This is a genomic window from Devosia naphthalenivorans, assembly GCF_003056355.1.
Classification (GTDB): Bacteria; Pseudomonadota; Alphaproteobacteria; order Rhizobiales; family Devosiaceae; genus Devosia; species Devosia naphthalenivorans.
In genome coordinates this window covers 1-14,107 of record NZ_PYVW01000027.1, presented here as the reverse complement: position 1 = coordinate 14,107, position 14,107 = coordinate 1, and the positions used below count along the sequence as shown (strand labels likewise).

The following is a 14,107-nucleotide window of genomic DNA, read 5'->3' as shown; positions in this document are numbered from 1 at the left end:
TTTGCTCCGGGGCCAATTTTCTTGAGTTACGGAGCGTCGCCGTGAAGATTTTGCTGATCGAGGATGATCGTGAAGCCGCGGCGTATCTGATCCAGGCACTCGATGAGGCAGGGCACGTCACCCATCATGCCGCCGACGGGGAAACCGGCTACGCCATGGCCTCCGGCATGGATTACGACGTGCTGATCGTGGATCGCATGCTGCCCCGCCGCGACGGCCTCTCCATCGTCGAATCCCTGCGTGCCGAAGGCGACAAGACTCCTGTGCTGATTCTTTCCGCTCTGGGCGAAGTGGACGACCGGGTGACTGGTCTACGCGCGGGTGGCGACGATTATCTCACCAAGCCCTATGCTTTCACCGAACTGCTGGCGCGCGTCGAGGTGCTGGCGCGCCGCTCCAGCCCTTCCGAGGCGGCGACGAGTTACGAGGTGGGCGGTCTCACGCTCGATCGGCTGTCCCGCAAGGTGGAGCGCGACGGCGAAGCCATCCTCCTGCAACCGCGCGAATTCCGGCTGCTGGAATATTTGATGAAAAACGCCGGCAAGGTCGTGACCCGAACCATGCTGCTCGAAAATGTCTGGGACTACCATTTCGACCCGCAGACCAACGTCATCGATGTCCATATGTCTCGTCTGCGATCCAAGATCGACAAGGGCCATGCCACCCCTCTGCTGCAGACCGTGCGCGGCGCCGGCTATATGATCCGGGATTAATTTTTGTCCCGATTTGCCCAAATCTGGCGGACTTCGACGGTGAGGCTGACGGCAACGTTCATCCTGATCTTCTCGCTGTTCGCCATTCTGCTGCTGGCGTTCATCACATGGCAATCCAGCGTCCAAATCCAGCGCCAGCAAGCCAATGACATCGATCGGGAACTCGCGGCGCTGCAGCGCCTCGATGCAACCGGCGGTATCAGGGCGCTGGCGTTCGCCGTGGAGCGGATCTCGCGCAATCCGGGGCCGGGTGTCTATTATCTCGGGGATGCAACGGGGCAGTACCTGCTCGGCAATGTCATGGACATTCCAGCCAATGTCATCCTGGAGCCGGGCACCTATAGCTTCGATTATGAGCGGGCCAATCCACTGACGGACCCACCTACAGCCATCGGCAGGTCTGGGAACGGTGAAGTGCGCGACCGCAAGACCGGCTACGCCGTTGTTCGCTCCGTGGTGACAAGCAACGGGCTGCGCCTGGTCGTGGGGCGCGACGTGGTGGAGCGGCGCGGCTTTTCGGCCATTATCGTGCAGAGTTTTCTTTTTGGTGTGCTCGGAATTATCCTCTTCTCGTTGATCGCCGGCGGGGTAACCGCACGCCGGGTGCTCAAGCGCATCGATACGATCCGCGACACCTCCACCAAGATCATGTCGGGTAATCTCAGCGAGCGCGTACCCATCACCAAGCGTAACGATGAGTTCGATGGCCTCGCGACCAATCTAAACGCCATGCTGGACCGCATCGAGCAATTGCTGCAGGGCTTGAAAGAGGTCACCGACAATGTGGCCCACGATCTCAAGACGCCGCTGACCCGGCTGCGCAACCAGGCAGAAGCGGCGCTCAGGGCCGGCGCGAGCGACCAGACGCGCCAGCAGGCCCTCGAAACCACGATTGCCGAAAGCGACCGCCTGATCCAGACGTTCAACGCCCTGCTGATGATTGCACGCGCGGAAGCGGGAGCACCCTCGGGCGCACTGACTGACGTGGATGTGAGTGCCGTCGTTGCCGATGTCGCTGAACTTTATGGACCAGTTGCCGAAGACGAAGGCATCGTCATTGAAACGGCTGTCACCTCTGGCGTGCACCTGCGTGCCAACCGCGAACTGATCGGGCAGGCCATGGTCAATTTGCTCGAGAACGCGGTGAAATACGCCAAGCCAGATGCGGAAGGGCAGGGCCGCATCATGGTTGGCCTGCGCCAGCTTGACGGCCGCGTGCTGATCGAAGTTGCCGACAATGGCCCCGGCATTCCTGAGGAAGATCGTAAGCGCGTGCTGGAACGCTTCGTACGGCTCGAAAAAAGCCGCTCCGAAACTGGTTCAGGACTCGGCCTTTCGCTGGTCGATGCCGTGACCCGCCTGATGGGCGGCAACTTCAGGATCGAGGACAATGCGCCGGGCGTTCGCGCCGTGATCGATCTGCCCGCCACCTAGATCGCTCCGCTGGAGCTTGCCCGCGACTTGGCGCCAAGTTATCCCAGAAGCCATGACCATAAATCTCAGCCCCCTGCCTGCCTCCGATTGTCCCCGGTTCGAAGCCTGGCTCGATGATCTGCCCTTGCAGGCACGCCAGGCGATTGCCGCCGCGCGCGGCACCCTGGGTCCGCTGCTGGAGGCTGCGCCCTATCTCTTCGACATGGCTGCCGCAAACAGCGATTGGCTGGCCGGCGCGCTTTCCGACACCGCCGACGGCGCTTTCACGGACATCATCGAGACGGTGACCGAAGCGGGCGAGAGCATCAACGATGAGGACACAATCGCTTCGGTGTTGCGCATCGCCAAGGGGCGCACTGCCCTGCTGGCGGCGATTGCCGAAACCGGCGGCGTCTGGACCACGGCACAATCGACGGCCGCCCTGTCCGACCTCGCCGATGCGGCGCTCGAGGCCGCGCTGAACCTGCTGATGCGCCAGGCAGCCGAGCGGGGTGCCCTGGCTATCCCGGCCGATGAGGCGACCGCGGCCAATTCCGGCCTCGCCATTTTCGCGCTGGGCAAGCATGGCGGCCAGGAACTGAACTACTCTTCCGACATCGACATCGTCGCCTTCTTCGATCCCGAGAAAAACGTATTGGCCGACCGATCCGAGGCCACCAGATTTTACGCGCGGATGGTCCAGAAGCTGGTCGGGCTGATGGAGGACCGGCGCGCTCACGGCTATGTCTTCCGCACCGATCTGCGGCTGCGCCCGGATCCCGGCTCGACACCCGTCGCGATCTCGTTCGACGCGGCCATGGCCTATTATGAAAGCCGGGGCCAGAACTGGGAGCGGGCGGCCTGGATCAAGGCGCGGCCCTGCGCTGGCGACATTCGTGTCGGCCAGGCGTTCCTCAAGGAACTGGCGCCCTACATCTGGCGCAAGCACCTCGACTTCGCCACCATTGCCGATATCCAGGCCATGAAGCGCCAGATCAACATCGCCAAGAAGGTCGGCGATATCCGGGTCGAGGGGCACAACGTCAAGCTTGGCCGCGGCGGTATTCGCGAGATCGAGTTCTTCACCCAGACACAGCAATTGATCGCCGGCGGCCGGGACAAGACGCTGCGTGTAAAGCCCACCGCGCACGCACTTGCCGCGCTGGCCGACGCGAACTGGATCACGCCGAAGGCTGCAACCGAACTCACCCAGAGCTACTGGTTTTTGCGGGCGGTCGAAAACCGGCTGCAGATGCTGCGCGACGAGCAGACCCATGTCATGCCGGCCACCAGCGCCGATGTGGAAATCGTCGGCCGGCTGATGGGTGAGCCGAGCTTGCGCGCTTTCGAGGCAAGCTACCGCGCCGCACTGGAGCGGGTGGCGAGCTATTATGCCGAACTGTTCACCGAAGGCGAGACGCTCGGAAGCGGCGAAGGAAACCTGGTTTTCACCGGCAATGACGATGATCCAGGCACCATCGAGACACTGACGTCCATGGGCTTTGCGGATGCGCACAGGGCCATCGAAACCGTGCGCAAATGGCACTATGGCAGCTACCCATCCACGCGTGCTTCTGCCGCTCGGGCCCACTTGACGGAACTGCTCCCAGCGCTGCTTCTGACCCTGGGCAATGCCGGCAATGCGGATGCCGCGCTGGCAAAGTTCGACGATTTCCTCGCACGCCTGCCGAGCGGCGTGCAATTATTCGCTCTGCTGCGAGCCCATCCCGATCTGCGATCGCTGTTGGTCCAGTTGATGGCCTCTGCACCGCGCATGTCCGAGGCGGTAATTCACCGCGCGCATGTGATGGACGGCCTGATCGACCCCGCCTTTGCCAATGACGTCACCCATCGCGACGTGCTCATTGCCAAGGTGGACGCGTTCCTCGCCGAAGCGCGGTCCTATGAAGAGATCATCGACCGCGCCCGCATCATCGGGCAGGAGCAAAAATTTCTCATCGCCGCGGGCTTGCTCTCCGGCACGGTGACTGCAACAGGGGCCGGCGAGCAGTTTACCGCTCTGGCCGAGACACTGCTCAATCGCTTGTTCGGCAGCGTTCGCGTCGAGTTCGAGCGGCGCCACGGCACTATCGCCGGCGGCCGCCTGGGGCTGCTGGCATTCGGCAAGATGGCCAGCCGCGAGATGACGGTCACGTCCGACCTCGATTTCATCCTGCTCTACGACGCGCCCGAGATCGAATCGGATGGACCCAAGCCGCTCAGCACCAGCCATTACTACGCCCGCCTCACGCAGCGCCTCGTCGCGGCTGTCAGTGCCCCAACGGCGGAGGGCGTGCTCTACGAAGCCGATATGCGGCTGCGTCCCTCCGGTAATGCCGGGCCGCTCGCCACCAGCATCTCCGGCTTTCGCGCCTATCACCGCGACAACGCCTGGACCTGGGAGCATCTGGCGCTCAGCCGCGCTCGGGTGATTGCTGCCGATCATGGCTTCGGCTCCGAGATCGATGCGGCCATTGCCGACGTAATGGTCCGCCCGCGCGACCATGCAAAAACCATCGCGGACGTGATCTCGATGCGCACCCTCATGGCGAGCGAGCGCAAGCCGCGGCACAAATTCGATCTCAAGCTGGCTGAGGGTGGGCTGGTGGACCTTGAGTTCATCGCCCAGTCGGCGCAACTCATTGCCGGGTCCGAGATCGGCTTGCCGCAGGCTTTAACCGCGCGTGTGCTGTCGCGGCTTGCCGGTCTGGGTCTCGTGCCAGAGGGGCAACGCCTCGCCGAAATTCACGACGTCTATTCAACGGTGCTGCAGGTGATGAGCTCGGCCTTGATCAGCCCGTTCAAGGAAGAAGCGTGGAGTGAGGCCTTCAAGGACTTGCTGGCGGGGCTGACCCACTATCCTGATTTTGGTCGGCTGGAACTGGATCTCGGGGCGATGCAGGCGGAGGTAAGCAGGGCGGCTTCTGCCTGGTATGCCAGGGCCGCGGAGCTGCCGTAAGGCTATCAGGCGGCCTGTAGCTGCTCCTGCGCCCGGATGGGCAGGGAAAAGGCGACGGTGGTACCCATCGACGGACTGGAGTCGATGGCCATGCGCCCGCCCGTCAGCTCGGCGATGGCGCGCGAGATCGAGATGCCGAGGCCCGGTCCGATCCCGTCACGCGTAAAGGTCGCATCGCCCAATGCGAAGGGCTGGGAGAGGCTGGCCAACCGTTCTTCATCCATGCCGATGCCAGTATCGGTGATCTCGACGACCACCCCGTCCTGTGCCGCAAACGCGGCCAGGGTGATGCGTCCGCCGGCGCGGGTAAAGCGCAATGAGTTCTCGACGACATTGGCCAGCATCCTGGTCAGGCCCAACCGGTCGCCATGCACGATCGCCCCGCAGGTCTGGCCCAGCTGAAAGGTGATGCCGGCACGCTCCGCCTGCGCCGTGAAGCGCTGCGCTACGTTCGCCATGACCAGATCGATGGCGACCGCATCGCTGCGTAGCGCCTTCTGTCCGCTGTCGAGTTCGGCAAGGTCGAGAATGTTCGCAAAGGTGGCCAGCAGGTGTTCGCCCGAAGTCTTGATGGATTGAACATAGTCGGCATAGCGGGGGTCGCCCAAGGGGCCATAAGTCTGGTGCCGCATCAGTTCGGCAAAACCGATGATGTGGTTGAGCGGCGTGCGAATATCGTGGCTGAGATGAGCCAGGAAATTGGTCTTGGCGCGGCTCGCGGCCTCGGCCTTGAGCTTCTCTTCATGGTAGCGCCGAGCCAGCAGGCGCTGTTCTTCACGGATGGCGTTGAGTAGCGTGTCGGCCTTCTTGCGCTCGGTAACGTCGCTCACCAGCGTCATGAACCCGCCGTCTCCAAGCGGGCGCTCGTCGATCAGCAGACATGAGCCGTCCTCGCGGTGCAGTTCAAGCAAGCGATTGTTGGCGTCGTCGTTGAGAAGCTTCATGTAGCCGCCCACGATCAGGCGTTTGACGACGTCGTGGTAGGTAACCGGTTTGCCGCCCAGATGAAGGCGCTCCCGGTATTGATCGTTGCAGATTACCAGATCACCCGATCGGGTCCAGCACGCCACGCCCAACGGGATCGCAGAAGCTAGCGTGCGATAATTATGGCGTTGCTGCAAATCCAGCATGCCGCCCTTGCGGGGGCGCCAGGTGAGCGCGGTGAGCAGGGCGGCAAGCGCGAAGGCTATCGCGCTGCGCTGCAGGATCCCGATCCAGGCGGAGGCGGCCGAGCTTTCAACTGTGAGTACGCCGTGCGGGCCGGCAGGTACGAACTGGCTGAGCAGATTGCTGGCGTTAAGGGGCGTGCCTTCTGCGGAGATCAAGCTGGCGCGCGTCACCTCGGCAAAACGGCGTGTGGTGAGGTCCACCACCGCATTCGCTATGTCCGGTTCCAGTTCTGCGATTTCGGAAGCGAGCGTCGCGCCGATGAGGCGCAACTGGTGCTGGTTGGTGTCGAAAGTGCGGGCGGTATCGTAGATGGTGAAAAGTGCGGCCGACAGGAGCGCGGTGAGCGCGATCGATGCCGTGATGGGGGAAATGTGCTGCGGGAACCGGCGCCGTTTTGCCGGGGAGCTTGCCTTGACGCGACCAGGATCTTTCGCGTTCTTGCCCACGCCGAATCCTTCGGCGTCGGCGCCGGATGTCTCCGCCGACCGCATGAATATCTCCTTGATGTGAGGTCGTCGCCCCGACCGATCTGTTCTTAACGAACAATGAATCAGCCGGGACTCCGTGTCCAGACCCTGAAGTGGCGGTTCGGGAGCCGAGGGGGCAAATTACGAGTCCCCTGAGTCACTTAGAAGCATGAGAAAAATTCTTCCAAGTTATCCCCATTATTCCGCCAGCATGCGGGTCAGGATATCCGCCGTATTGCGGCTCAGCGTGCCCCCCGACTGAAGCTCCGAAAGGGCGGATTTCGCGGCCTCGCGGCGCCCGCTTTCCAGCATGGGCCAGATGCGGAAACCGGTCAGAACCCGAGCTGCAACCTGCGGGTTGATAAGGTCGATGTCGCGCACGAAATCGGCCACGAATCGGAACCCGGCGCCGTCCGGACGAGCGAACTGCGTGGGATTGCTCATGGCGAACGTTGCGACCAGCGAACGAAGCCGGTTGGGGTTGGCTTTGGGGAATGATGGCTCGGCAAGAACCGCCTGGATACGGTCGATAACACCGTCTCCCGGTACGCTTGCGGTCACCGCCAGCCACTTGTCCAGCACCAGCGGGTCGGCCGCAAAACGGCTGCGGAAGTCGGCCAGCAGGGCAGGGGCATCGGCCGTCCAGGCGCCCGCCATGGCGGCGAGGGCCGCGAGCCTGTCGGTCATATTGCGCGCCTGAGCATATTGTTCCGCTGCGAGTGCTTCGGCCCCCGGTGCCTTGCTGGCGACCAGCAGGCCCAGGAGCTTGTTGCGTAGCGCCCGCCGCCCATTGCTGGCCGCATCCGGTGCATAGGGCGCATCATCGTCGAGCCTGCCATAGGCGTCTTGCATCGCCATCGCCAACGGGCCGAACACGGCTGCCAACAACTGATCCCGAACGTCGTGGATACGCGAGGGATCGACATCCCGGCCAATGGTGCGGGCAATCTGTGATTCGGCCGGCAGGGACAGAGCTAAAGCCTTGAACGCGTCATCCAGCGTGTCGCTGGCAAGCGTGTCGGCGAAAGCGCCGCCTAAAGATTTGACGGCAGCATCGTCCCATGGCTTGCCACCGATTGCCTGGAGCGCCAGCGCCATGCCGACATCCTGCAGGGATTGCCAGCGATTGAACGGATCGCTGTCGTGTTGCGCCAGGAACAGGCGGTTTTCCTGGGTAAGGTTGGTATCCAGATTGACCGGCGCCGAAAATCCCCGCAGCAGTGACAGCACCGGCTTGTTGGCAACCCCGGTGAAAATCACTTCCGCCTCGGCGCTATCGAGAATGATCATTTCATCGCGCACTTCGGCGCCGCTGGCTCCACTCCAACCCATCGGACTGCCATTGGGTCCGATCAGCCCGAACTTGATGGGCAGCACCAGTGGCTGCTTGGTCGGCTGGCCGGGGGTGGGCTTGGTTTCCTGCTTGAGCTTGATCGTATAAGTCTGCGACGCGGCGTCGTAGCTGTCCTCCGCCACAAGGCGCGGCGTGCCGGCCTGCAGATACCAGGTCTTGAACTGCTCGAGATCGATGTCGTTGGCTTCGGCAAAGACAGCCAGGAACGCTTCGATGGTGGTTGCCTCGCCATCATGCCGCTCGAAGTAGAGGTCCATGCCCTTGCGGAAACCGGCCTCGCCGAGCAGCGTCGCCAGCATCCGAACGATCTCGGCGCCTTTTTCGTAGACGGTGGCCGTATAGAAGTTATTGATCTCGCGGTACTGGTCCGGGCGGGCCGGGTGAGCCAGTGGCCCACCATCCTCGGGGAACTGCGCCGCGCGCAGCGTCACCACGTCGGAAATGCGTTTCACCGCACGGCTGCGCTCGTCCGAGGTGAACTCCTGATCGCGGTAAACCGTCAGTCCTTCCTTGAGGCACAACTGGAACCAATCGCGGCAAGTGATTCTGTTGCCTGTCCAATTGTGGAAATACTCGTGCGCAATGACGCGCTCGATGCCCTCATAGTCGCCGTCCGTGGCCGTTTCCGGCTGCGCGAAAACCAGCTTGTCGTTGAAGATGTTGAGACCCTTATTCTCCATCGCGCCAAAGTTGAAATCGCTCACGGCTACGATGTTGAAGATGTCGAGATCGTATTCTCGACCGAACCGACGTTCGTCCCAGGCCATGGAGCGCTTGAGGCTATCCATCGCCCAAAGGCACTGTTCTTCCTTCCCATGAGCACAATAGATCGCCAGCGCCACCCTGCGGCCCGATGCCGTGGTGAAGCTGTCGGTGATCGAACCCAGATCGCCCGCCACAAGGGCGAACAGATAGGCCGGCTTGGGGAACGGATCTTCCCAGACGGCATAGTGCATGCCGTCGCCGGCCTCGCCCTTGTCCACCAGATTGCCGTTCGCCAGCAGCACGGGAGCAAGCTCGAGCGGCGCCGTCATGCGCGCCTTGAACACAGCCAGATTGTCGGGACGGTCGAGATAATAGGTGATGCGGCGAAACCCTTCGGGCTCGCACTGCGTGCACCAGGTGCCGCCCGAACGATATAGTCCCATCAGGCTCGTATTGCCCTCGGGTCGCAGCACGACCTCGGTTTCCAGCACGAAACGGCGCAGTGGTGGCTCGGTAATCGTCAGCGAATTGCTGTCCGCCACATAGGCCGAGAGCATCAGCGGTGCGCCATCGATGGCGATCGAGGACAACGACAACTCATCGCCATCCAGCACCAGCGGGGTTCCCGGCGCCGTATCCTCGCGCGGTTCCACCGTCAGTAGCGCCTGCACGCGCGTCGTTTCGCTCGTGATCTTGAAGTCGAGATCCACGGCGGTGATGCGGTAGGGACTGGGCGCGTAATCCTTGAGGTAGATCGTGTGTTCTGTTTCGGTGCGCATGTGCTGAAATCCGCGTCGGTCTGAAATGAACTGTGGCAGAGCCGCAACAGCAGACTCTACGCTTTTGTGTATTCTGGTCGGCCTGCGACCGCTTCGGTTCACTCTTCTACCCATTTGGGGGGATAATGGGGAGAGGGCTTGCTTGCGACGCGGCACGTGTCTCCTCTGCGTCGTATTGCGGGCGTATCGAGCGCGATATCCAGTTTCCGACCGGCTTTGTGTCCGCCATTGCGCTCCTGACATCCTTTGTCGCTGGAGCCAAGCAACAGGACACCAGCCAGGTCCGGCCGTTTTATGGTGAACTCTAATGCTCCGTTGGTTCGAACGACGCCTTGATCCCTATCCCCCCGGCGACCCCGTTGAGCCGCCCAAGGGGCTGCTGGCTTTTTGCCTGCATTACAGCCACGGCGCCAAGAAGTGGCTGGCCCTGATGGCGTTCGCCGCGGCCGCCGTCGCCATTGGCGAAATCATTGTGTTCGGTTTCATCGGCGATGTCGTGAACTGGCTGGCCGATGCCGACAAGGAAACCTTCCTTGCGACCGACGGCTGGAAGCTGGCGCTGATGGGCCTGATGGTCGTCTTCGTTGTGCCGGCCTTCGCACTGCTTTCGACGCTGACCATGCACCAGACGCTGCTGGGCAACTTCCCGCAGCGCATCCGCTGGATGAGCCATCGCTACCTGATCCGTCAATCGATGAGCTACTTCCAGGACGAGTTTGCCGGCCGTATCGGCGCCAAGCTAATGCAGACCTCGCTCGCCGTTCGCGAAGTGGTCATGAAGCTGCTCGACATGCTGGTCTACGTGACGGTCTATTTCACCGGCGCTGTCGTGCTCGCAGCTGCAGCCGATTGGCGTCTGGCCATACCGTTCCTCGTGTGGTTGGCCGCCTATGTGTCGATGATGGTCTATTTCATCCCGCGCATGGGCAAGATCTCCCAGGCCCAGGCCGACGCCCGTTCCATGATGACGGGCCGCATTGTCGACAGCTACACCAACATCGCCACGGTTAAGCTCTTCTCGCATTCCAACCGCGAGGAGACCTATGCCAAGGAGGCGATGGACCAGTTCCTCGACACCGTATACCGCCAGATGCGGCTGTTCACCGTGCTCAACGTATTGGTGCTGTGGTCCAATGCCCTGCTGCTGTTCTTCGTGGCGGCAACCGGCATCTGGCTCTGGCTGCAGGGCCTCATGTCGCCCGGCTCGCTCGCCGTATCGCTGGGCCTCGTCATGCGCTTCCAGGGCATGAGCCAGTGGGTAATGTGGGAAATGTCCTCGCTGTTCGAGAACATCGGCACCGTGCGCGACGGCATATCCTCGATTTCCCTGCCGCGCGTCGTGGCCGACGAGCCCGATGCCAAGGCTTTGCCCGTCGTCAAGGGCGACATCAAATTCGAGAACGTGTCGTTCCACTACGGCAAGAACAGCGGCGTCATCGAGAATCTCAACCTCCATATTCGCCCAGGCGAAAAGATCGGGTTGGTCGGCCGCTCGGGTGCCGGCAAGTCCACCATCGTCAATCTGCTGCTGCGGTTCTACGACCGGGCGGATGGCCACATCCTGATCGATGGGCACGACATTGCCCATGTCACCCAGGATTCGCTCCGTGCCAACATTGGCGTCGTGACCCAGGACACGTCGCTGCTCCATCGCTCGGTGCGCGACAACATCATCTATGGCCGTCCCGATGCGACCGAAGAGATGATGCTCCGTGCTGCGGAAACGGCGGAAGCCTCGGAGTTCATTGCAGGGCTTTCCGATCTTCAGGGGCGCAATGGTTTTGATGCCCATGTGGGCGAACGCGGCGTGAAGCTGTCCGGTGGCCAGCGCCAGCGCATTGCCATTGCTCGCGTGCTGCTCAAGAACGCGCCCATCCTGGTGCTGGACGAAGCAACCTCCGCCCTCGACTCAGAGGTGGAAGCAGCCATCCAGGGACAGTTGCAATTGCTGATGGAAGGCAAGACCGTGATCGCCATCGCGCACCGTCTCTCGACCATCGCCATGATGGACCGCCTCGTTGTCCTCGACAAGGGCCGGGTCGTCGAGCAAGGTACGCACAGCCAATTGCTGGAAACCGGCGGCATCTACGCCAGCCTCTGGAGCCGCCAGTCCGGCGGCTTCCTCGACGCCGACCAGGAGGAAGCGGCGCAGTAGTCCTTTCTTCCCTTCTCCCCTCGAGGGAGAAGAAAACAAGCAAACTGATCCAAACCGAAGGAGAACCCAGATGGGTGACATCATCACGATCCGAGCCAATGGCAACCGCAACCGCATCTCTGCGTGCGTCATCAGAACCAAATACTCCGATCGATACCGAACCTGACCCGGACAAACCTCCGTCAGGCGCGGCTCACAAGATGAGCTCACAATGTTCAACCGCGTCATCGCCTATTTCGACAATCTCTATTCGCCCGTAGCGCTCGCAGCCGACCGCCAGCCGCCGATGGGTCTTCGTCCATTCGTCAGCTACTTCATCAACCAGCTTCGGGCAGTGTTCATTGTCCGCTTCGTACTGGTTGCCATCGGCTCCGTCGCCGATGCGCTGATGCCCGTCTTCGTGGGCCTCATCGTCGGCATGCTGGCCACCACCAATCCCGGCGACATGTTCAACCAGCATGGCCAGGCCCTGCTCTGGATGGTCTTCGTCGTCGTTCTGGTCCGCCCCCTGGTGTTCCTGGTCGACACCGTCATCCGCAACCATTCCATCGTGCCCAATCTCGTCGGCATGGTGCGCTGGCAGAGCCACTGGCACGTCATCCGGCAAAGCTGGACCTTCTTCCAGAACGACTTTGCCGGTCGCATCGCCAACAAGATCATCCAGGCCGGCGAAGCGCTTGAGATTGCCGTCAATCTCAGCATCGATGCTGCCTGGTATGCGCTGATCTTCGTGGTTGTCGCCATCATCGTGCTGGCCCAACTCGATCCCGTCCTGCTGGTCCCCATCGGCGTCTGGCTGCTACTCTATGCCGTGCTGTTCACCATCACCATGCCCCTGGTTGCTCGCTACTCCGAAGAGCTATCCGAGGCAAAGTCGGTGATGACGGGCCGCATCGTCGATAGCTACACCAACATCCAGACCCTCAAGACCTTCTCCACCGGCGGCCATGAGGATCGCTACGTCTCCGACTCCGTGGTCGAGCATACCGTGAGCTTCCGCAAGCTGATGCGGACCTTCACTTACATGTGGTCGGTCCTCTTCATGCTGAACGCGGGTCTGGTGGTTTCCGTCACCTGGCTGGCTCTGGCAGGCTGGAACAATGGCACGCTGACTGCGGCGGCGGTGGCGACCGCCATTCCCTTTGCCCTCCAGATCATGAACATGAGCGGGTGGATTCTCGAAATCGGCTCGTCCATCTTCCGCCAGGTCGGCAATATCCGGGACTCGATGGAAACCATCGCCCAGCCCCTGACCATGCTCGATGCGCCCGACGCAAAGGCGCTGGAGGTGACCAAAGGTGAACTGGTCTATGACAAGGTTCACTTCAACTATTGGCGCGGCAAATCCGGCAGCGTCATAGATGACTTCAGCCTCACCATAGCGCCAGGCGAAAAGATCGGCCTGGTAGGCCGCTCCGGCTCCGGCAAGTCGACCCTGGTCAATCTGGCACTGCGCATGTTTGACGTGCAGGAAGGCATGATCAGGATCGACGGGCAGGACATCAAGGGCGTGACGCAGGAAAGCGTTCGGGCCGCCATTGGGCTCGTCAGCCAGGACACGTCGCTCCTCCACCGCTCGGTTCGCGAAAACCTCAAATACGGCCGCCAATCGGCGACCGACGAGGAAATGATGCGGGCAGCCGAACAGGCCAAGGTACAGGACGTCATCATGGGCCTGGCGGATCCGGAGGGCAGGGTGGGCTACGACGCCCAAGTCGGCGAACGGGGCGTCAAGCTCTCGGGCGGGCAGCGCCAGCGCGTCGCCATTGCCCGCGTGCTGCTCAAGAACGCCCCGATCCTGGTGCTGGATGAAGCAACCTCCGCCCTCGACTCCGAGGTCGAGGCGGCCATCCAGGAGCAATTGACCACGCTCATGCAGGGCAAGACGGTGATCGCCATCGCCCACCGCCTCTCCACCATCGCCGCCATGGACCGGCTCGTCGTGCTGGAACAGGGCCGCATCGTGGAGGAGGGCACCCATGCCCAATTGCTCTCCACCGGCGGCCACTACGCCCACCTCTGGGAACGCCAATCCGGCGGCTTCCTAGACCTGGATGCCGTCGCCGCGCAGTAGCGCAAGACGGTCCAGTCAACACCCTCCCCCTTGCGGGGAGGGATCAAGGGCGGGGGCCGGTTAGCCACGATATCGCGGCTGCCGACCTCCCCCAACCGGACTGCTTGTTTCGATGATGTAACACCCACAACGTCATTCCCGCGAAAGCGGGAAGGTGGACTCACGTTTGAAGTGCAACACGGTTAGAGAAGCTGGAGAAGACCTCATTTGGGGTTTGGAAGTCGAGACATTTTCGCGGGGTGTTGTTGTAGAGGGCGACAATGGTTTGCAGGTGCTCGTCGGTGATGGTTGCCAGGTCGGATTTTCGCGGCAGCCTGC

The 14,107-nt window shown here is 62.1% G+C and carries 7 protein-coding genes; 5 read left to right on the top strand and 2 right to left on the bottom strand.

What is annotated here, in order from left to right; translation table 11 throughout:
- The first annotated feature begins 41 nt into the window (after positions 1 to 41).
- The 3 genes from C8264_RS20975 to C8264_RS20965 are packed head-to-tail and all read left to right on the top strand — an operon-like array spanning position 42 to position 5,085.
- Positions 42 to 713: a response regulator transcription factor gene (locus C8264_RS20975; protein WP_108462933.1), complete on the top strand. Its 672-nt coding sequence runs from the start codon at positions 42 to 44 to the stop codon at positions 711 to 713.
- Between the two features lie 3 nt (positions 714 to 716).
- Entirely contained in the window at positions 717 to 2,147 is a 1,431-nt protein-coding gene (locus C8264_RS20970; RefSeq protein ID WP_162783824.1) for a sensor histidine kinase, read from the top strand.
- A gap of 52 nt (positions 2,148 to 2,199) precedes the next feature.
- A complete protein-coding gene (locus tag C8264_RS20965) occupies positions 2,200 to 5,085 on the top strand; it encodes a bifunctional [glutamine synthetase] adenylyltransferase/[glutamine synthetase]-adenylyl-L-tyrosine phosphorylase (RefSeq protein ID WP_108462931.1) in 2,886 nt (961 codons plus the stop codon).
- 5 nt (positions 5,086 to 5,090) lie between these two features.
- Here C8264_RS20965 and C8264_RS20960 read toward each other — a convergent pair whose 3' ends face one another.
- The gene (locus C8264_RS20960) at positions 5,091 to 6,746 is read right to left on the bottom strand and encodes a sensor histidine kinase (RefSeq protein WP_108462930.1); all 1,656 of its coding nucleotides are present in this window, start codon (positions 6,744 to 6,746) and stop codon (positions 5,091 to 5,093) included.
- Positions 6,747 to 6,920: 174 nt separating this feature from the next.
- Entirely contained in the window at positions 6,921 to 9,560 is a 2,640-nt protein-coding gene (gene pepN / locus C8264_RS20955; RefSeq protein ID WP_108462929.1) for an aminopeptidase N, read from the bottom strand.
- Between the two features lie 307 nt (positions 9,561 to 9,867).
- Here pepN and C8264_RS20945 point away from each other — a divergent pair, with 307 nt between their 5' ends.
- Positions 9,868 to 11,715, top strand: a complete 1,848-nt coding sequence (locus tag C8264_RS20945; protein WP_108462927.1) for an ABC transporter ATP-binding protein — start codon at positions 9,868 to 9,870, stop codon at positions 11,713 to 11,715.
- 211 nt (positions 11,716 to 11,926) lie between these two features.
- Complete coding sequence (locus C8264_RS20940) at positions 11,927 to 13,789, top strand: ABC transporter ATP-binding protein (protein ID WP_108462926.1); 1,863 nt, start codon at positions 11,927 to 11,929, stop codon at positions 13,787 to 13,789.
- The last annotated feature ends 318 nt before the right edge of the window (positions 13,790 to 14,107 follow it).

Excerpts from the sequence above, each read along its gene's own strand:
- C8264_RS20960 (WP_108462930.1), bottom strand. The coding sequence starts at position 6,746 with ATGCGGTCGGCGGAGACATCCGGCGCCGACGCCGAAGGATTCGGCGTG.
- C8264_RS20965 (WP_108462931.1), top strand. The coding sequence starts at position 2,200 with ATGACCATAAATCTCAGCCCCCTGCCTGCCTCCGATTGTCCCCGGTTC.
- pepN (WP_108462929.1), bottom strand. The coding sequence starts at position 9,560 with ATGCGCACCGAAACAGAACACACGATCTACCTCAAGGATTACGCGCCC.
- C8264_RS20940 (WP_108462926.1), top strand. The coding sequence starts at position 11,927 with ATGTTCAACCGCGTCATCGCCTATTTCGACAATCTCTATTCGCCCGTA.
- C8264_RS20945 (WP_108462927.1), top strand. The coding sequence starts at position 9,868 with ATGCTCCGTTGGTTCGAACGACGCCTTGATCCCTATCCCCCCGGCGAC.